The sequence below is a fragment of the Bythopirellula goksoeyrii genome, assembly GCF_008065115.1.
GTDB classification, from domain to species: domain Bacteria; phylum Planctomycetota; class Planctomycetia; order Pirellulales; family Lacipirellulaceae; genus Bythopirellula; species Bythopirellula goksoeyrii.
Map to the genome: position 1 here is coordinate 3352810 of NZ_CP042913.1, position 19438 is coordinate 3372247.

Here is a 19438-nt window from a genome sequence, read left to right on the forward strand (position 1 = left end):
AAGGTCGCTATTCTACGCTCCAAACCCTGCTCAATCACGGGGGGTACACAAGATTTCTTCAGATAAAGAGCAGCGAGACAAACAGTTCCAAAACCGCTACAATTTCAGTTCCTTGCCTGCCACTTCAATGGGTCATGAAATTGGCTTTTTTGAAACTAGCCGTCCAGCTTTTGGTCGAATGCACAGTTTCATCAAGAAGGGTCTCAATTATGGCCACGGATTTACACGTATTGGATTCAAACTTGCATTTTATTCATGTCTCATCTGTGGAAATCCGTGGCCGAAGTGATCTTCAATTGCCAGAAAAGAGGTGTAAAGTGTCAAGATTATCGGTCATCATGTGTCTGTTTGTTGGCATCAGTATTCTTCACGCAAATATTCACACCTGGGCACAGGTCGAAACCGCTGCACAAGACGCTGCGACATCTCCCACCAGCGAGTTTTTTGACTCCGAAACTGGTGAGCCACTTCCGCCCAAACTTCCTGCTCCTGAAGGTGCGAAGGCATTCCCCAAACCTGACGTCGTTTGGGTCGACTCTGAAGAGAGAAAAGTCTACGTCGACGGCTATGTCTCACTCCGCGAGGGAATGCTGGAAATGTTTGCTTGCCCCGTCGGCACGAAGGAACATGAGTCGGTAGTTGCCGTCTTCAGTCGGGCGCAAACGATCCATGCGGCACTCTTGGCCGTAGGAGCCAAGGTAGGCCAGCCTGTCAGTTTTCGACCGAAGTTTCGCCCTGCTAGTGGCACGGAAATCGACATCGAAGTCCGTTGGCAAGACGAAGCAAAAAAGTGGCAAAGTACCAAAGCCCAAGAGTGGATCAAGGATATCAAGACGGGCAAGTCAATGACTCAACCCTGGGTATTCGCCGGCAGTGGATTCTGGAAGGATGAAGAAACCGGCAAGGAATACTACCAAGCCGAAGCAGGCGACCTCGTCTGCGTCTCGAATTTCTCTACGGCAACGCTAGATATTCCCATTGAGAGCAGTCAAGGGAATGAGGGGCTGCTCTTCGAAGCCAACACCGACGAGATTCCCCACTTAGGTACGCCCGTCCGCCTAGTCCTCAAACCAAAGCTCAAGCCATAGCCACCTACTCACTACTCCCGCACATCAAAACAAAACAGCAAATCCTGATCCCGCAAATAAAGCCTCCCATCGGCGATCACCGGATGAACCCAGATTTTCCCCTTTGGCTTGCGTAGCTCGGTTTGCGGATCGAGCGTAAATCGCCCATGCTCCTGCCAACCATCGGCACTCGCTGCGATGAGAACTAGGTCTCCTTCGTCTTCGCTCAGGCAATAGAATCGACCATCGGCGTAGGCAATCGCTCCTTTGCCAAGTGCCTCACGTTCTCGCCAGACGATATCACCTGTCGCTTGGTCCTGACACACCCACCCTTTGCCATCGCTGTAGCCATAGAGGTGCCCATCAAGCAGGATGACCCCACCATGATGGTTCGTCATGTTCTTATTGTCGTAGACCACCTCGGCTTCGTTACCCGTGACTTCGACAAGCGCGCAACCCGCTCCATACCCAGACGTCGCATACACCGTGTTTCCCGACACAATGGGTGTGGGAATTACCGCCACGTTGCCATTCCAGGGAATGGACCACAACCCAGCTCCATCTTCCGGATCGACCCCTACTAGTTCTTTGTACAATAGTTGTACAAGAATTGTGCGTCCCTCGTGCTCCATTGGCACAATCGAACTGTAGTGAGCCGCGTCTGCATAATCCTTTGTTTGCCAAATGGTCTCACCTGTCTGTTTGTCGAGGGCCGCAATCGCCCCCGCCTCTCCACCCGGCGTGCAATACACGCGATCTCCCAACACTAAGGGAGACTCGGCGTAACCCCAGCTAGGAATACTCCCTCCCAACTCTTGCATCGCCTTCGACCACACGACACTACCGTCATCCGATTGCAGGCAATATAGCGTCCCCTTGGGAGTCATCGTAAAAATGTGTTCGCCGTCCACGGTAGGAGTTGATCGGGGACCATCTCCCCAATCGTTCTCTAACGTCGGCCCTAGAGGACTCGACCACAACTTTTCTCCAGTTGTCACATCGATGCACAGCAGGTGATCGGTCCCATCGAAAGCGCCCAAGATATACAGTTTGTCCCCCACGATGGCGGGGCCCGCGTAGCCAATTCCGCACTCTTCAAACAACCACAGCTTCTTGGGGCCCTCCGCAGGGAAATCCTGCAAGAGTTCAGTCTCGGTTGAAACGGCATCCCGTCTTGGCCCCTGCCATTGCGGCCAAGGCCTTTCCGTCAATTCAACGGCTTGCACGGAAAGCATTGCGCAGTAGACAGCGAACAAAGTAAGACTAAGGCGGAGTGCCATCGTTAGCGTCCTCGCGTGGGCAGTCGGTAGAAAGTGGGGCAGGTGGGAAGCTCTTGTATAACGTCTTTCGAAAACATTTCCAAGGCAAACCCTGTATCCCTTCCGAACCCTCCATACTCAACCCCCAAACCATAGCGTCTGGACGAAATCCATCTAACTGTGTAGACTAGCGATCTTACAGAAAATCCAATTTTTCTAGCACGCACCCGTAGCTCAATTGGATAGAGCATCGGACTACGAATCCGAAGGTTAGAGGTTCGACTCCTCTCGGGTGTACTTGTTTTTAAGGTCTTTTTGAGTGTCGGCAGTTTCGACTTTACCTAGGACACTCCATAGCTCGACAGCGGTGCTCTCTGCACTTTGTCCCACGTAGTAGGTCACGGGTGTATTGAAGTCGCTATGTCGCATTTGCTCTCGCAACACGTTAGGCATGACGCGCCGACTCCATCGTTTGCCAAACGCCCGCCGCAGGTCGTGAGAGCTAGCAGATTTGCCGCTGGCAGCATCAACCAGGATATTTGCCGTCCTCCCGATTCTTGAGATTGTCTTGCTCGCTTGCAGGGAATCCCGGCGCATCGGTTTCCCAACTTCATGCAACGGATCGAACACGTAGCCGCTGTTGAGTTGAATCGGTGACAGGAGTTGGACGGCTTCCGGCGCTAGGGGCACAGCTTGCGCCTTGCCAGACTTCTGAGAATCACTATCGAACACCAAGACCGATTTCTGCCTGTTGAGAATCACATACGCCGCCCGGTTGCTTATCCCATCGCATCAAATGGCTTCAGAGATTCGCAGTCCCGAGGTCCACAAGCGTCGCAGGAGTAGTCTCCAGGATTCAGCCGCCACATTGCCTACAACTTTGGGGGTCACTTCAATCATGCGGTCGAATTCTTCCCCGGTAATCGGTCGACCCCTCTTACGACTTGCTCCGCAAGCTTTCTTTAGCATATCGAACGTTGGCAGCTTCATTAGCACCCTTGTCGGTATGCTCATCGTGCCGCCGCTTTGAGGTGGCGCAGGTGCCTAGCAATCGTCGCCTCAGATCGTTTCGCCGTCCGGCTTGTCTGTTTGTCCCCGGTGCCCCGAGTGATTGTGTACGGCTTCCGTAGCTCACGTTAGAACAATGTGACACGTTCCGTTGTCAGGTCCGCAAGGTGCTTTGGATTGGTCATTTCCTCGAGCACCTTGAACGTCGAAAAGTAGTTTGCGGCAGTAGCATCACGCATGTCGTTTATGCCGTCCGATTCGAACTTTTCTCTTAACTCTTCCCACAATAATCGTGAACGCTTCTGGTTATATCTCATCGCTGTTCACGTCGGCCGCCAGCAACGGTTATACTTCTCTCAGAACCGTCACAGCGGGTGGTCGGCAAGTGAATTTATCGATTGCGTGCAGGAGTATCATCAATGGCAATTGAACTCGACGACTTAAAAGCTAAACTCCGTCGCTGGACTCTGATCCTGGGCGTGCTCCAAATCACTGTGGGGTGCGCGATTGGATTCATACCACCCTCGGCCGTCGCTTGGTTTCGCGGCATCGTCATGGCCCATATCGAGTTCACCGCCAATGGTGTGATGATGGTGGCATTTGCGCTACTGGTGCGGGAATTGGCACTAGGACGGGCGGCGTTATGGGCTTGGTTCGTGTTGCTGCAAGTCGGCACATGGACAAATGGCACAGCAGGTGTGATCGCCGCGTTCGCGGGCGCCTCGTCGCAGCTGATGCCGACCATCAATGAGAAATTTCCACCACCCCACGGCACGGATCATCCACTAGTCTCGGGTTCGCTGCAGTTGTGCGGAGTTACCATCATGCTGGCACTAGTGCTCACCCTCTATGGTCTCGTACGTTCAAAATCCTCGAATAACTTGTGCGGCGAGTGACCTTTTGGGGTAGTGTATTTTTTCAATTCGTTCCAGCCGTTTGGTGGCCTGCTGACTTCCTGCAGACGCATCTAGTTCTCGTAGGATTTGACGTTCGCTTACTCGGTTCAGTGTGTCGACCTGGGAGTAAGCCAAAATCTGAATCTATCGAAGTTCAGGTTTGCCGCCTCTAGTTGAAGCTGTTTCGCATTCCTACCAAGCTAATTGAGATTGGGGGGGTAATTCACGTTTCTGCTATTTCGAGATACTCCGAGAAATCTGGCCAGATCCCTCGGAGTACCTCGGGATGACAATGTGCTTCGAAGTTGGTTTTCATGAATTCTATTTCCGGACACCCTCAGCTAATTTAGAGCGGTGAACTTGCCCACTTGAAGGGCTGCAGTAAGCGTGATCTAATTCTGGAAGGTCTTTTCGAAAGGGGTAATCTGCGTCGGAATCCCTGAATTAATTCAAGTTCTTGGGCATTCTCTACTTCCATGGATGCACTGTCTCGCTTGTGATTCTGCAGACTCCTTAAACTTGCGCTCTGCCACGGGTGAGAGGTGTGCAACAGTTTCTTATCGCTGAAAACATGCATTTCTCGATGAAAGGGGTGATTTATGAAACGCCGGGAATTTCTGGAAACTTTGGCCGCCACAGGGCTGGTTGCCAGCACATCCATGAGTCGCTTAGTCAGTCAAGAAACACATCAGCACTTAGAAGGAGGCGCGGCATACTGTCATCCTACGTACGCGACGGTGGCCGACGCTATTGCTTCGCCCCCAGAGCGATTTGCGTTCGTGTCCGCCATCTTTACCGGCACATTGTCCGATAAGCCCGACTATATGGCCACCGTCGACCTCGATCCCAAGTCACCGACTTACAGCAAAGTCGTCGGCAGGCTTCAGATGCCCACGCCCGGTGATGAACTACACCATTATGGCTGGAATGCCTGCAGCAGCTGCCATGGTCAGGGGCATCGGCGCTATCTCATAGTGCCTGGACTTGCCTCTGGCAACATTCACGTAGTCGACGCGATCAATCCTGCGGAACTGAAACTCCAAAAGACGATTTCAGGAAAAATGATCGCAACTGAGTACGATCTTTCGACACCGCATACTGTGCACTGCCTTTCCGACGGCAGCGTGGTGATCTCGATGCTGGGCAACGGTGCCGGCGAAGCGCCGGGAGGGTTCTTGGAACTCGACGCGGAATTGAATATCGTTGGCCCATGGCAAAAATCGCTGGAGGGGATGAACTTCAACTACGATTACTGGTATCAGCCGCGCCACAACGTGATGGTCAGTAGCGAGTGGGCTGCACCGAATACCGTCAGCCAGGGATTCTCGCTCGAAGATGTCAAAGCAGGCAAGTACGGCCAACACCTGCAGTTCTGGAACTGGAAGGAGCGCAAGATCGAGCAAACGGTTGACCTCGGCTCCGGTGGACTAATTCCGCTGGAGGTTCGCTTTTATCACAATCCCGACAGCACTCACGGGTTCGTCGGTGCGGCGCTCAGTAGCGCCATCTTTCATTGGCACAAGAACGGCGATCGGTGGCAGGCAGACAAAGTGGTACAGGTCGATCCAGTCGAGACAGAAGGATGGCCATTCCCGGTTCCTGGGCTAATCACCGACTTGGTGCTCTCCATGGACGATCGATTTCTGTATCTCTCCAACTGGCTCCATGGTGATATCCGTCAATACGACGTCAGTGACCCTGCTAATCCCAAACTCACTGGGCAGGTGTGGTTGGGGGGCGTCATTGGACACCCCTCAAATACGGATCGCAATCTGACTGGTGGTCCGCAGATGCTGCAACTAAGTCTCGACGGTAAACGGTTGTACGTTACCAGCTCGCTCTACAGCGTGTGGGACAACCAGTTTTATCCTAAAATTGCTGAAGAGGGCTCGTGGATGATGCGACTCGATTGCGATACGGGGAGCGGCGGGCTCAAGCTGAACCGAGAATTCTTCGTCAACTTCGGCAAAGAGCCCTGGGGCCCAGTCCGCGCCCACGAAATCCGCTTCCCAGGCGGCGACTCGACGTCTGATATCTGGGTGTGACTTCTATTTAGGGGCGGCTATATGCATTCCGACGCAAGTGCTGCGGTCACATCGACCACCCTCAGTTAAAGCCAAAACAAACTGGCAGCGACTGGACCAATTCCAGCAAGTTCGCTCTCAGTCTGACCCGCACTGGAGTGGTCTCGGCGAGGACACCGCCAGCAGTTTGCAGAAATCCTTCACGGCAGAGAGTGATGCATCTGCTGCGGCTTGCATTGATAGAGAATTGAGGTCGGTCAGATTTACCCCCGTGGGCAAGGGAATCAGGCCAAGTACCCTAGAAGTGCCACTCTCACGTTCCGATTCGTGAACGCGCAATCGATGACTACAATCACCAGACCTCGAGGATGAACGTTTGATTTTCTAGAGGCGGGCGAAGGTAGGCGCCGTCATTCGGCCGCGGTGGCAATTTCGGAGGCGTCGGCGTCAAGTCCTGGTACGGAATCAAGTTCAGTAGGTGTGTGATGCAGTTCAGGCGAGCGCATTTCTTGACGTCCGCTTTCACCACATACCAACGCGCTTGCTTGATGTCGGTGCGTGCGAACATTGTATCTTTCGCCTTAGAATATTCGATCCAACGAGAGCGAGATTGAACGTCCATAGGGCTCAATTTCCAACTCCGAGTCGGATCGTCCATGCGTTTTTGAAACCGTCGTTCTTGCTCTTCGTCGCTTAGAGCGTGTTTTGAAATTGCCAAGTTAGCGAAAATCAGCTACGGCTCCCTCTTTTGGTAGCAGCCATTGGGAAGGAGCCGCAGCATGAAACGTAGGACGCAGTATTCCAGTGATTTGACCGATCGGCAATGGCAATTGATTCGTCAGTTGCTTCCACAACGTTCGCGACTGGGGCGTCGGCCAATCGATCGACGAAAAATCATTAATGCTATTTTGTATGTTGTGCGAACCGGTTGCCAGTGGCGGATGCTGCCGAAGAACTTGCCGAATTGGAGTACGGTTTACGGAATCTTCTGGAATTGGAGAAACGACGGCGTATGGCAACGGATTCACGATAGGTTGCGAGAAAAAGTGCGTAAGGCAGCCGGTAAGAAATCCACTCCCACGGCGGCCATTGTCGATAGTCAGTCAATCCGCACCGCCGAGGGGGGAGAAGAGAGAGGCTATGATGCAGGCAAGAAAATTACTGGTCGCAAACGACACATCGCCGTTGACACTTTGGGAATGTTGTTGGCAGTGGTGGTACATAGTGCCGAATGCCAGGACTAATATGGTGCCGAATGGGTCATGGATCAACTGGGAGAACATTTCCGTCGGCTAAAAGTTGTCTTCGGCGATTCGGCCTACGGTCGCTCGGGATTGCCGGATTGGGTGAAGGGAACTTTTGGTTGGGTCCTTCAAACGGTCCTGCGACCGGCAAATGTGAAAGGATTCGTCATTTTGCCCAAGCGGTGGATTGTCGAACGCACATTCGCATGGCTGGCAAGACACCGACGCCACAGCAAAGACTACGAAAAAACCACTGCTTCCAGTGAGCCGATCACCTACATCGCCATGATTAGCCTCATGTCAAAGCGGCTAGCGAATAGCTAAAAATGAACTTCAAAACACGTTCTTAGGTGTCTGCTCGTCCATGTCCTCCTTGCGGATAAGCTCCTTGCGATCGTCCTCAAGGTAAACAATCCGCTGCCGGGCATCCCTGTAGCGCAGCCCAACCTGCAACTCGTTAGTCGTGGGATGACGATAACCACCCCGATTGGCGATCGTGATGCGGAAACCGAGCTCGGCCAGCGTTTGGGTGAAAATGTTGATGAACATGTTCTGCCCACCCGTATCGGGAAGCCCCGGAACCACGTCCCACTGGTGAATGCCGTGATTGGTGATCATCAGTGCGTGAGGGCTATCTTGGTTCGTGAAAGCATGATGAGTGGGGTCATTCGTATATTCAAACATGGCATTTATTTCGAGATAGGAGAGTCTCCTGCCGCTGACGAACAGCAGAGAGTGTCCTTGTTCTTTAACTAAGACCGGCTTACTGTGGGCGAGAACACGACTTCTGTCAGCACCTACACTACAAAGCGAAGACGCCGTAGTTCTCCAGTCCCTCTTCTACGCCGCAGGCGTGTGGCGTGCTTGCCAGATAGACAGTCTCCTTGTCCATTTCTTTGGCTATCTGCAACAACTCGGGTTGGGCGTTAGAGACGACGACCCCGCGGCGGAAGTGTTGGAACATGGTGGCATCGTTACCACTGTCGCCGGCCACGATAACCTGATCAGCACGCATATCACGAAACTCGATCAAGAACTCGATGGCCTTTCCTTTTCCGGAAGACGCCGGCAGGATGTCTAGGTCCCGACCGCTCGACCACACGACTTGATAGCGATCCGACAGGGGCTCGACTCTGCGGATAATCTCTGCAGCGGCTCGCTCCGGTTCATTGCACCTGTCCAGGTAACAACTGGTCTTGAGCTCAGTGTTGTATTCTGGTGGCTGCAACAGCAGACCTTCGATCCCCTCCAGAAAGGAGAGGGCCTCTTCCCGCCTGTACTGGGCTATCAAACGCCGACGCCACTCTTCGAGAGGGTGACTTTCCTCTTGGTAGGGTGGCAAGTAGATCTCCGTGCCAACCTGACAAATCACTGCGTCCGGTTCGGGCAGACCCTCGTGGGCGACACCTGAGATCACCTGAGACAAATTCCTGCCCGTTGAGAAAATAAGAAACAGATTGCCGTCATCCCGCAGTCTCTGGAGCCGAGCCGCGAGATGATCGAGCGCTTCCCGATCTCCCGTGAGCGTGCCATCGACGTCGGAAGCAAGTATCCAATACACAGAATTCCTTGATTAGCAGATTAGATAGGATAGAAATAGGACATCAACTTAAAAACTTAGAGAACTACAGTTGGTTTTGGTTTAGCATACCAATGGAAGAATGATCTGCAAGCAACCAGGTAGATAGTTTCTTCAAATTGAAGGAATACACGACAGAATGACTGCGTTGAGGGTCAATGAGGAATCCTGATCCCTTCATGGAGTGCAATGCAAATCACCGGGTACTCTTGGCTGCAACTAGTTTCCTGCGTAGAACAATCGCGTAGAATCTGTGCAATCGTCTTCCTTCAGAACTGCAATCACGGTAGTCAGGTAGTCAGTGATATTTGGAAGTGCAAGAGTGGAGTTCCAGACATCGCCAGGAACACGTCACTTGACCAGAATTCCTGTCACCCAGCACCGTTCGCAAGCCCCTCCCCAGGTAATTAGCCAACTCCGCTCGAATTGCTGTCCACAGTAAATCGAAGAAGTGAAAACGTAACGGCGGTGAAAGACAATACCTAATTTCCACAAAGGCACTGCACCCGACTCAGCTTTATACTGCGTCAAATCGCGAGCGATGTCCGCAACTACGCTCTCTTCAGAACCCGGTGATGTCAGACTTCAAATGCAACCGTGTCGAAAACTGATATTGTTGAAAGGATCGCTGGGTCGTTTGAATGTCGTGGTTGTAACAAGCTACGACGTTCGCACGGAGGCCCAGCGATGGCTAAACATCTTACTTTTGAGGATCGGAAAATCCTATATCGTTTGCAGCAGAAAGGGAAATCGAATTCGGAAATTGCAGAGTTGATGGGACGTCACCGCAGTACCATTGGCCGTAAACTGACCCGCAACACAGGCCAACGCGGTTATCGACCCCAGCAAGCTCAACGCCTGGCGGACGAGCGTCGTTTGGCCAGCCGCCGACCGCACAAAATGAAAAACCCCGAAGTGCATCAGTACGTGCAAGACAAACTGGAAAAATACTGGTCGCCCGACCAAATCGCTGGCCGCGCGCGATGCGACTTTCCACGCACTAGTTGGCGCTGGTTGTCGCGGCAAACAATTTACGATTGGATCAATGACTATCGGCCCGAATGGCAAGCCTGGTTGCGACGAAGTGGACGGCCGATAGAAAGACGTGGGAAACTGACGGATTGTGTGCGTATCGACGGTAGGCCTGAAGTGATTAACAAGAGACGACGCTACGGTGATTGGGAAGGCGACACGGTCGTTGGCTACGGTCGCCGTAGTGCGCTGGTGACGATGGTGGAGCGAGAAAGTGGTTACCTGCGAACGGGACGCGTTGACAGCATGAAGTCGGCCAGCACCATGCGTGTGGCGAATCGGCGGATGAAAGATCTCCCCAAAGGCCTTCGGCGCAGTATGACTTTCGACAACGGAAAAGAGTTTGCAGAACATCAGAGGTTAACTCGCAGCACGGGAATGGAGGTCTACTTCACCGATCCTTATGCGTCCTGGCAAAAGGGCACCAACGAAAACACGAACGGATTGCTCAGGCAGTTCTTTCCCAAAGGCACCGATTTCACGCAGGTCAGTCACCACGAGGTGGCCCACGTGGAACAATTAATCAACGAACGTCCACGCCGACGACTCGGCTATCGAACACCGGCAGAAGTCCTCGAAAAACACTTGTGTTGCATTTGATTCTTGACATCACCCATTTGATTTACTCAAGTTATTTCCATCTTCCGAGGAATCGTCTTTTGACCTTAAGCTCAGACTCAAAAGGCCTCTGGACTGTATGACGGCGAGCGTGTGCTGGGCGATCATCAATTCTTCATTGGTTGGGACGACCCATACAGATATCTTGCTGTTCGCGCTGGAGATCGTTGATTGATTTTGTTGGTTTGCAGTTTCTTCCAACTCGATGCCCAGTGGAGTAAGCCGGCGGCATATGGCCGAACGAATTGCCGTGGAATTCTCGCCAATACCCCCCGTGAATACGAATGCGTCAAGCCCACCCAAGACGGCAATGTAGGCACCTGTGTATTTCGCGACTTGATAGATGAAGTGGTTGACTGCCAGGGTTGCCTCCGGTGCGGAGCTGCCTAGTAATTCAAGCATGTCGCCACTGAGTCTGGACAACCCCCTAAGCCCCGATTCATTGTATAGGGTCTTCTCCAGCGACTTCGCGTCGTAGCCTCTGCGTAACAAGTAAAACAGAACCTCCGGCGGCAAATCTCCCGACCTTGTCGACATGGGAAGACCAGACAGTCCAGAGAAGCCCATCGTCGTGTCAATGCTGTTGCCATCTAGCATGGCGCACAGACTGCAACCGCCACCGAGGTGCGCGATAATTACGCGCCGAGCTGTAGGAATTAGATGTTTAATTTGGCTGCCGATATATTCGAAAGACAGGCCGTGATACCCCCAATGCCGGACACCAAGTTGCCGCAGGTCTGACGATACAGCATAAACCTGGGCGACCTCTGGCATGCTCCGATGGAAAGAATTGTCGAAGCACGCTACCTGCGGCAAATCTTCGAAGGCCTTTTCGAGTGCCCGGGCGCCGGTAACATTCGCGGGCTGATGCGAGGGCTCCATGACACTCAGTCCATCGAGGTAGTCAAGTACGTCACCCTCAATGAAGACAGGACCTGAATAACGATCGCCTCCCAACACGATGCGATGACCGACTGCGGCGATACTCACACCGTCGGCCTTGTGAGCCAGCCAGCGGACAATAAATAACAGCGCCTTGGTATGGTCGATGGGCTGGTTCTCAGGCCATGTGTGTGTATCCAGGGGCTGATGGTCTGGTCCGAACGCCTCAAATTGTGTTTTGGACTGCAAGTTCTTGACCTGTCCCCGATACTCCATGGTCAGAGGTGCGTCCTTCGCAAAGTTGTAGATGGCGAACTTCACGCTCGTGGAACCGGAATTGATGACCAAGATTCCATCAGCCATGACGTCATTCCTCAATGTTCGGACAGATCGTGGCGAAGTCCCGCTTCAACGCCGCGGCATAAAGAACCGCAACCGCTGCTGAGAACCGACGAGCCTCCTCACGGTCGGCAAGGCTGGTCAGGATCAATGGCACGCGCGCGCCAACCACTAGGCTGGCAGTTTGAGCGTATGCCATAAAAGCGAGCTCCTTGTAGACCATGTTGCCAGCTTCGATGTTGGGTGCGATGAGTAGATTAGCACGATCTGCGACTGGCGAGTCGATGTTATTGATCTGAGCCGCCTCGGCATCAACTGCCGCATCAGGGTCAAGCGGCTCGTCGACCGATGCTCCGGTAATTTGACCACGGTCTGCCATCTTGGCGAGCACGGCGGCGTCAAGTGTCGACGCCATTTTCGTTATCACCATCTCCACAACTGAGAGAACTGCTATCTTAGGCTCCGCGATACTCATAGCTCGGACAAATCCGATGGCGTTCTGACAGATGTCGCGTTTCTGCTCGATATCGGGAGCGATGTTAAGCGCGACGGCACTTAGAACGATTCGCTCCGAATACGTTGGGGCCGCGATCAATGCGCAGTGACTGAGCGTACTGCCAGTAGTCAGTCGTGACTTACTCTGAAAGGTTGCGTGAAGAAAAGTGTCTGAGAACATGTCCCGATAGCGTGAAAAGATAAAAGTGCTCCGGCTTCTCCTTTGGTTTTTGCGATCCAAGGATGGAGAAGCCGCAGCATGAAGACTGAGAGACAGTATCCCAGTGATTTGACTTACAGGCAATGGCAAGTTATCCGACGCCTGCTACCACGATGGAGTGGATTTGGCCGAGAACCGATCTGTCGTCGATAGGTGATTGACGCCATCCTGTACGTGTCACGCACCGGCTGCCAGTGGCGACAATTACCGCATGACTTTCCGAATTGGAAAACGTTGTACAACAATTTTTGGACATGGCGGAACGTTGGAACTTGGCAGCGGATTCACAACACACTTCGCGAAAAGGTGCGGAAGTCGGAAGGCAAGAAACCAAATCCCACAGCAGCCATCATCAATAGCCAGTCGATTCGCTCGGCCGAGGGAGGAGAAGAACGGAGCTATGCTCCGGGCAAAAAAATCACTGGCCCCAAACGACACTTGGCAGTGGATACGTTGGGAATGGGCTGACGGTGGTCGTCCATAGCGTGAGTTGCCTAGATCAATATAAAGCGCAGTGGGTGATGAACAAACTTGGGGAACAATTCCGTCGGCTGAGAGTTGTGTTTGGCGATTCGGCTTACGGAAGGTCGAGGCTTCCCGATTGAGTGCGTGAAACTTTTGGCTGGGTCCTACAAACCGTGCTGCGACCCATTCACACTAAAGGATTCGTTGTGCTACCCAAACGATGGATCGTCGATCGAACCTTCGCCTTGCTTGCGAGATATCGCAGGCACAGCAAAGACTATGAAAAAACTACAGAGTTGGCAGAAGCAATTACCTACATCGCCATGATTAACTTGAAGTCGAAGCGAATAGAAAAATCATGAAAAACCCTATCAGGACACGTTCTTACTGTTTCTATTATGGGATGTGCTAGACATGTACTCAAGTAACTAATCGCATTCAGTGCCTTTGCGCCGTCCTGCGAGAGATGGGAATTACGTTTGGCTAATCACTGTGAAATCACTCAAGCGAATAACTTGAGACGAAGCGATCGAGGCAAGGAGATCTAGTAGGCTAATAGGTCTAAAAACTCTCCGCTATTGACGCAGCCGATTTCGAGTACGCCAACAGCCCAATCCAAGCAATCCGACAGTTGCGAGCAAAAGTCCATTCGGTTCAGGTACTGCGACGTATCCAAACCAGCCATATAGGCCAGCTAAGGAACGATTGCCAGAAAGCTCGCCGAGTTCGCCGAAGTTTAGGGCGTCGAGCGACAGTGTTTGCGCGGTGCCTTGAAGTCGCACTTTGCCCTCCACGATTGCCAACGCTGCACTGCTTCCGGCAGAGAATCCACCGTCCAGATCGAGCGAAAGTTCGTCGTAACCCCTTTTGACCAAAGTGCCATTCTAATTCCAGGCGTCGCTGACCAGCAGGTTAGCAGGTACATCAAAGTTCCCTGTTAGTTCCTCCCCTGCAGCTTCCCACTCACCTACAAATGGCAAGCACCCTGGTGTTGTCGTAGTGGACGCTGAAACTCAGTCCCGGTTGGATCTCTTCAACAATAACCTCGTCGCACGCGTCACTCCTGGAGGAAAACGACATGATCTCATAGGTATCAGAAAGTGAGGGTTTGGGGCCTTGGGTGCTAAGCCTGAGGGTGCCGGCGAGGCTTGCCGATCCGGAAGCGAGAACCTGACCGACGGAGCTCTTTCCCAACTCAACCTCGATACCCCCTAAAGTGCCGATCCAAAGGTCACCGATGTTAGCGGTTTGTCCTCTTTCAACGCCCAGCAGCATCGAGTTCGTAACACCGTCGATCGTCAGATCATCGATCGTAACATCGGCAGAAACAGTGACGATCTGGTTTGTCAACTCGGTGTTGATCAGGCGGAGGTGATTTTGACCTCAGCAGGAAGACGCCTTTTGGCCAAGAAAACCCTCTGAATGAGAGAGTTTCAAATACTATAATATCTGAGGGTGTCCGGGAATACGTTTTCTGTCATTTCGAAGTACTCCGAGGAATCGGGCTAGATCTCGCCACGGCGAGTCACCCGTGGAGACCCTCGGAGTACCTCGGGATGACAATTCACTTTGCCTTTGAATGAAGCGGATGCAATTCCCGGACACCCCCAAATATCTCACACTTCGCACAGAGCACGAAACGGGGGGGGAAGGTCATAGCACCGAAAGTGATTCCCCATATTCGCAGAGATCCATCCGTCGTCACTCAATGCGACAGTTGCTCGATGCAGTTCACTTCAAAACAAGTGTGATACTTGCACTTGCCGCAGTGCGCAGGTGCGCGAAATGATAATTGGTTTTTACGATTTACTTTTGCTATCGAAGCCAAAGCAAAAAGGTCATTCCCAAGAAGAGACTGAAGAATGTTCCTGGTTCCGGCACAGGGGCTGTGGCAAGAAGGGATTCGTAAGTCGCGCCGTAGTTTAGTTGCCAGTCGGATAATTCAGCTTGGCTAAGAGAGCTAGGCGACAAGCCTCGCTGCCACATGAGAAAATCAGCTCCATCGACGTCTCCATCGAGATCAAAGTCTCCCAGCAACGGGTTTTCGAAAAAGAGAGTTGCGGGGCCAATCTGAATGTTGCTCACGGTGTAGTTCGCTTCATAAAGACTAGCGAATTGCAACTTGGAGATGACTGGATCAAAACCGAGGCTACTTTCTGCGGTGAGCATCCAGGGAAAGCTTGCGTCGGTAAAGTCGGATACTGCCGAACCCTCAGGGAAAAATGCAAGCTGCATCGTGTTGGCATCAGCCGCGTTGCCAGAGAGCTTCCCGATGATGAGGTATGTGGTGTCTGGTGAGAATCCACTTGTTGAATCATTCTCACCACTTTCATCTGCTCGGCTATTGATCCCCACTTCTCCTGTCAAACCAGTCAGCGAGACATCAAATTGATTCGTACCCGTCGGATCCTGGAACTGGAGAAAGAGATCGCGATCACCTGAAGACGCTTGAGACGGCAACAGTGATCCAGTGTTTTGTTTCACCAGGAATGTAAAGTACTGTTGCACGTTTTGTCCCATGTCGACCGGCGTAATGAGACTGGCTTCCAGGACTCGCGGGTCGGTATTCAAGGAGTCAAAAGCTTCAGCGGAGTTCTGATTGCGAATAGTTAGCGACGAATCGCTGTGCTTATCGAATCCGACGCCGCTACCTGTGAACGTCAAATGTCCGGAACCGTGCTGCTTGAAGTTGCCCGTTTCGGGAAGGTCTCCGCCGAGATCTCGCAGCACTTGCCAACGATCTGCCAGTCCCGCACTATCCTGAAAGTTTTCAAAGGTGCCCGAGTAGGCCAAGCGGTCGGGAATGTTCACTCCCAATGCAGCAAATCGACTCGCCAGCCAATCGGCATCTGCCTGATTCACAAAGCCGTTGCCGTTGTGGTCTCCCTGCTCCCAATTGCCTTGCCGATAGAACTCATCGAATCGGGCCGCTGTATTCGTGCCTGTCCAACCAGGAACGGATCCCATGTTGTCCGAGAGTGTCAGGGCGTCGGCGGCGTTGACCTTGCCATCCAGATTGAGATCGGGCACATCGCGTTGGTAGACGATGTATTGATGGGCAACCCGATGCAGTCCAAGATCCGTAGGGGAGTCGTAGTGCAGAGTCCAGTTCATGACTCCAGCCATGCTGCGATCGAGTGCAAGTTGTACCTTTTCTCTCACTTGCTGACGACTCTCAATCGTCCAGGTATTTGTTCCGTCAGACCATGTTGTGGCATCGTAAGGTAAATTAGGATCGGCTTCGATGATCGACTTCAGAGTCTTAGTTGATGGTCCTTTGCCCCAAGTGCCAATGCCGAGTACGAGTTGCTCGTCGGTGAATGCTTTTTCCGGGCCTTGCCCCGTGAGGGCGAGTTTTCCATTGGCGAAGGTCACATTGCTAGCGGCGCCGTAGTGGTATCCCATGATGAAGAGCTGGTCATAGGTCCTCGCGTCGAATACGGGAGTGTCATCCCAGTCGGAATCGGCGAATCCGTAGTCGTCGACGGAGACGTCCATGCTCAGCGGCCCAATCGCAGCTTTCAGGTCTTTTGCGAGTTGTGTGTAATTGGCCCATTCCGTATCGGTGGCCGGACGCTCCCAATCGAGATTGAAACCAGTCATGTTGTTCGCAAGGAGGAAATCTTTCACATTGGAAACGAAATTGGCTCGATTGGTCGAGCTCGACACGATCGAATTCCAAACGTCATCGGTGCTTCCCGGTCCAGCCGTGTCGAACATGCTCATGTGATAGCGAAAGTCATGTGCAGCCTGCTGAGCGGCGAGAGTTGCAAGGTGCTGGGCTGCCCACGGATGGTAGTTCAAGTCGCCATTTGCAGTCGGCCGGACTCCAGAAAAATAGAGTACGTCGGAGACATGATCGTACATCCCGTCGCCGGAAAAAGATTGAAGTTGTGCCTGACTCGTCCAATAGGGAATAAAGCTCCAAGTGCGAAAATCCGCAGCCTCCCATGCCGAGAGAGACTCTTGCTGGGCTTGAACCGAAGGGCACAATGCAACCGCAAGCAAGACTGTCGCGAAGGCTAGCTCGACGAGCCGTTTTGACGTTAATAGATACCGTCCCAGGAATGTTCTATTAGAAAGTACTCTTCGAAATACGTTCATGCTGTCAGATCTATAGAATTTCATCTCTTCTGTTCCAGTCGGTTCCGAACTTGAATTCGAACCCGTCGCCTGACTTTTATTATACACTTCCGTATTACTCTGATGCTAGGAATAATCGATGATATTCGAGCTTTCCAGCGTATTTCAACCTGATCGCCGAGCGAGTTTTCTAATCTCGCGTTGCCAATCGCGGCTTACTCAGTAAGATGACTTTCCCCAGCAACATGACTTTATTCTACGACGAAGGATCTAAGATAATTGTCTGGAATCCCTGCAATTTGGAAATCCCCTATGAGGCGAGTAGCCCGTTGAGATCTTTTGCCCTTCGAATGCTGAGCCTTGGTCACTTCTGTAATATGTCACTTGTTCAGGGTCGACAAATTTAATCCGATGGCTCTCATTCAGCTCAGCGACGTTACGGTTGGCTTTCGTGGGCCAGCTCTTCTGGATAATGTTTCTTGTCAGATCGAGGCGCGCCAGCGAATTGGGCTCTTAGGACGCAATGGGGCGGGAAAAACCACCCTCATGCGGATCCTGCTAGGAGAAATTGTTCCGGATCATGGCCGTTGTGAGCTGTCGCCTGGCGTGACCGTGGGGCTCTTGCCGCAGGAGGTTCCGCAGAATTTGCCGGGGACGGTCAATGAAGTGGTCCGCCAGGGCTATCAGGGGCATGAAGAACACGACGGCCACGACTGGAAATTCGAGGTGCGGGTCGAACGGTTGTTGAACGAGATGGATCTAGACGGGGACTTGGTCGTTTCTTCCTTGTCGGCTGGGATGAAGCGGCGGGTACTATTGGCACAGCAATTGGCCCGCGACCCGAGTGTGTTGCTGCTTGATGAACCGACAAACCACCTCGATATCTCTGCAATCAATTGGCTCGAAGACTTCCTGCAGCGCTGGCCGGGGACTTTGCTCTTTGTGACCCACGATCGGGCGTTCTTGCGCAGACTTGCGACGCGTATTTTAGAAATCGATCGAGGACACTTGTTTGATTGGTCATGTGACTATCCTACGTTCCTCGTGCGCAAAGAGGCTGCCCTATCTGCCGAGGAAAAACAGAATGCCCTGTTTGACAAAAAACTAGCCCAGGAAGAAGCGTGGATTCGGCAGGGGATCAAGGCACGCCGTACTCGCAACGAAGGTCGTGTGCGCGCCTTGAAAACAATGCGTGAGAAGCGATCGGAACGCAGAGAACTCGTCGGCAAGGCTAAGCTCGAAATTCAAACCGAAGAGCGCTCTGGTGCCCTGGTCGCCCGAGTGGAGGATATTTCATTCAGTTATGGAGACCATCCGATCGTCGAGGAGTTTTCGACGGAGATCATGCGCGGCGATAAGATCGGCTTGATCGGTCCTAATGGCGTCGGCAAATCGACCCTACTGCGACTCTTGCTCGGCGAGCTGCAACCACAATCGGGATCAGTCCGTTTAGGAACCAATCTCCAGATTGCCTACTTCGATCAACTACGAGGGCAACTAGATGAAGAACAAACTGTACAAGACAATGTCGGCGAGGGAAGTGATCAACTCTCAATCGGAGGACGGCAACGTCATGTGCTGGGATATTTGCAGGATTTTCTGTTCACTCCCGATCGAGCTCGCACTCAGGTGCGCTTTCTTTCCGGAGGGGAACGAAACCGGGTGTTGCTCGCCAAGTTGTTCGCCAAGCCTGCCAACATCATCGTGCTGGACGAACCGACCAACGATCTCGATGCGGAGACGTTGGAACTGCTTGAGGAGCAACTGATCGATTTTGCGGGTACGCTCCTCATCGTGAGTCACGATCGGGTGTTTCTCAATAATGTTGTTACTAGCACGATAGTTTTTGAGGAGACCGGCCCCAGGGAATATGTTGGTGGTTACGACGATTGGCTGCGGCAACGCGAGCAACCTCAGCAGGTCATGGATTCCCTACAGAAGAGTTCTCAAACTGTACCTCCCAAAGTCTCAGCGAAGTCGAAGCAGCGACTTTCTTATCAAGATCAACGCGAACTTAGTAGTCTACCGGCGAAAATTGAAAAGCTCGAAAATGAGATTGCCGGAATCCATGCCACGATGGCTGATCCGGAATTCTACAAGCAACCTGCAGAGACCATTGCAAGTCAAGGCATCGAGTTGAAGGCTCGAGAGGAAGAGTTGGCTGCTGTGTTTGCTCGTTGGGAAGTGTTGGAGTCAATCAGTGAAAGTTAGTTTGATGTGAGCGGAT

At 52.5% G+C, this 19438-nt stretch carries 19 protein-coding genes, 1 tRNA gene and 1 pseudogene; 9 read left to right on the forward strand and 12 right to left on the reverse strand.

Annotated features, from left to right (window positions below; genetic code table 11):
- Positions 1–317 precede the first annotated feature (317 nt).
- Positions 318–1088: a YdjY domain-containing protein gene (locus Pr1d_RS13310; RefSeq protein ID WP_148073990.1), complete on the forward strand. Its 771-nt coding sequence runs from the start codon at positions 318–320 to the stop codon at positions 1086–1088.
- Positions 1089–1099: 11 nt separating this feature from the next.
- Here the strand turns inward: Pr1d_RS13310 and Pr1d_RS13315 are convergent, their stop codons facing one another.
- Positions 1100–2347, reverse strand: coding sequence for a PQQ-binding-like beta-propeller repeat protein (locus Pr1d_RS13315; RefSeq protein ID WP_148073991.1), 1248 nt, complete (start codon positions 2345–2347; stop codon positions 1100–1102).
- A gap of 202 nt (positions 2348–2549) precedes the next feature.
- Between Pr1d_RS13315 and Pr1d_RS13320 the strand changes: the two genes are divergently transcribed.
- Positions 2550–2623 (forward strand) — tRNA-Arg (locus Pr1d_RS13320).
- Here Pr1d_RS13320 and Pr1d_RS13325 read toward each other — a convergent pair.
- The 3 genes from Pr1d_RS13325 to Pr1d_RS13335 form a co-directional block, all read right to left on the reverse strand.
- Positions 2597–3088, reverse strand: a complete 492-nt coding sequence (locus tag Pr1d_RS13325; RefSeq protein ID WP_390622018.1) for a tyrosine-type recombinase/integrase — start codon at positions 3086–3088, stop codon at positions 2597–2599. The two genes, Pr1d_RS13320 and Pr1d_RS13325, sit on opposite strands and share 27 nt — an antisense overlap.
- A 30-nt stretch (positions 3089–3118) precedes the next feature.
- On the reverse strand, positions 3119–3316 hold the full coding sequence (locus tag Pr1d_RS13330) for a hypothetical protein (RefSeq protein ID WP_148073993.1): 198 nt from the start codon (positions 3314–3316) through the stop codon (positions 3119–3121).
- 146 nt (positions 3317–3462) lie between these two features.
- Complete coding sequence (locus Pr1d_RS13335) at positions 3463–3651, reverse strand: hypothetical protein (RefSeq protein WP_148073994.1); 189 nt, start codon at positions 3649–3651, stop codon at positions 3463–3465.
- 102 nt (positions 3652–3753) lie between these two features.
- Here Pr1d_RS13335 and Pr1d_RS13340 point away from each other — a divergent pair, with 102 nt between their 5' ends.
- Both Pr1d_RS13340 and Pr1d_RS13345 read left to right on the forward strand, forming a co-directional pair.
- A complete protein-coding gene (locus tag Pr1d_RS13340) occupies positions 3754–4230 on the forward strand; it encodes a hypothetical protein (protein ID WP_148073995.1) in 477 nt (158 codons plus the stop codon).
- Between the two features lie 599 nt (positions 4231–4829).
- On the forward strand, positions 4830–6275 hold the full coding sequence (locus Pr1d_RS13345) for a selenium-binding protein SBP56-related protein (RefSeq protein ID WP_210417703.1): 1446 nt from the start codon (positions 4830–4832) through the stop codon (positions 6273–6275).
- 331 nt (positions 6276–6606) lie between these two features.
- On the opposite strand, the gene Pr1d_RS13350 is transcribed toward Pr1d_RS13345, so the two are convergent.
- Entirely contained in the window at positions 6607–6972 is a 366-nt protein-coding gene (locus tag Pr1d_RS13350) for a polyphosphate kinase 2 family protein (protein WP_261343754.1), read from the reverse strand.
- 61 nt (positions 6973–7033) lie between these two features.
- Between Pr1d_RS13350 and Pr1d_RS13355 the strand changes: the two are divergent.
- Positions 7034–7822, forward strand: a pseudogene (locus Pr1d_RS13355) (IS5 family transposase).
- A 9-nt stretch (positions 7823–7831) separates the two neighbouring features.
- Here Pr1d_RS13355 and Pr1d_RS13360 read toward each other — a convergent pair.
- Together Pr1d_RS13360 and Pr1d_RS13365 are read right to left on the reverse strand one after the other, a co-directional pair.
- A complete protein-coding gene (locus tag Pr1d_RS13360) occupies positions 7832–8182 on the reverse strand; it encodes a hypothetical protein (RefSeq protein WP_148073996.1) in 351 nt (116 codons plus the stop codon).
- Positions 8183–8300: 118 nt separating this feature from the next.
- Positions 8301–9059 carry an HAD-IIB family hydrolase gene (locus tag Pr1d_RS13365; RefSeq protein WP_148073997.1) on the reverse strand — a complete coding sequence of 253 codons (759 nt, stop codon included), beginning with the start codon at positions 9057–9059 and terminating at the stop codon, positions 8301–8303.
- Between the two features lie 705 nt (positions 9060–9764).
- Here Pr1d_RS13365 and Pr1d_RS13370 point away from each other — a divergent pair.
- Positions 9765–10709 carry an IS30 family transposase gene (locus tag Pr1d_RS13370; RefSeq protein ID WP_148073998.1) on the forward strand — a complete coding sequence of 315 codons (945 nt, stop codon included), beginning with the start codon at positions 9765–9767 and terminating at the stop codon, positions 10707–10709.
- A gap of 9 nt (positions 10710–10718) precedes the next feature.
- On the opposite strand, the gene Pr1d_RS13375 is transcribed toward Pr1d_RS13370, so the two are convergent.
- Both Pr1d_RS13375 and Pr1d_RS13380 read right to left on the reverse strand, forming a co-directional pair.
- Positions 10719–11972 (reverse strand): acetate/propionate family kinase, encoded by a 1254-nt coding sequence (locus Pr1d_RS13375; RefSeq protein WP_148073999.1) that lies wholly within the window; start codon positions 11970–11972, stop codon positions 10719–10721.
- A 4-nt stretch (positions 11973–11976) separates the two neighbouring features.
- Positions 11977–12624 carry a phosphate acyltransferase gene (locus tag Pr1d_RS13380; RefSeq protein WP_148074000.1) on the reverse strand — a complete coding sequence of 216 codons (648 nt, stop codon included), beginning with the start codon at positions 12622–12624 and terminating at the stop codon, positions 11977–11979.
- Positions 12625–12816: 192 nt separating this feature from the next.
- Here Pr1d_RS13380 and Pr1d_RS13385 point away from each other — a divergent pair, with 192 nt between their 5' ends.
- Both Pr1d_RS13385 and Pr1d_RS26690 read left to right on the forward strand, forming a co-directional pair.
- Positions 12817–13131 carry a transposase gene (locus Pr1d_RS13385; RefSeq protein ID WP_148074001.1) on the forward strand — a complete coding sequence of 105 codons (315 nt, stop codon included), beginning with the start codon at positions 12817–12819 and terminating at the stop codon, positions 13129–13131.
- Positions 13132–13334: 203 nt separating this feature from the next.
- Positions 13335–13490 (forward strand): transposase, encoded by a 156-nt coding sequence (locus Pr1d_RS26690; RefSeq protein ID WP_210417704.1) that lies wholly within the window; start codon positions 13335–13337, stop codon positions 13488–13490.
- A gap of 213 nt (positions 13491–13703) precedes the next feature.
- Here the strand turns inward: Pr1d_RS26690 and Pr1d_RS13395 are convergent, their stop codons facing one another.
- From Pr1d_RS13395 to Pr1d_RS13405, 3 genes are all read right to left on the reverse strand, one after another.
- Positions 13704–14003: a PEP-CTERM sorting domain-containing protein gene (locus tag Pr1d_RS13395; protein ID WP_148074003.1), complete on the reverse strand. Its 300-nt coding sequence runs from the start codon at positions 14001–14003 to the stop codon at positions 13704–13706.
- Positions 14004–14091: 88 nt separating this feature from the next.
- On the reverse strand, positions 14092–14478 hold the full coding sequence (locus Pr1d_RS13400) for a hypothetical protein (protein WP_148074004.1): 387 nt from the start codon (positions 14476–14478) through the stop codon (positions 14092–14094).
- 465 nt (positions 14479–14943) lie between these two features.
- Entirely contained in the window at positions 14944–17232 is a 2289-nt protein-coding gene (locus Pr1d_RS13405; RefSeq protein ID WP_210417705.1) for a glycosyl hydrolase family 18 protein, read from the reverse strand.
- A gap of 390 nt (positions 17233–17622) precedes the next feature.
- On the opposite strand from Pr1d_RS13405, the gene Pr1d_RS13410 reads away from it, so the two are divergent.
- On the forward strand, positions 17623–19422 hold the full coding sequence (locus Pr1d_RS13410) for an ATP-binding cassette domain-containing protein (RefSeq protein ID WP_148074006.1): 1800 nt from the start codon (positions 17623–17625) through the stop codon (positions 19420–19422).
- Positions 19423–19438: the final 16 nt, after the last annotated feature.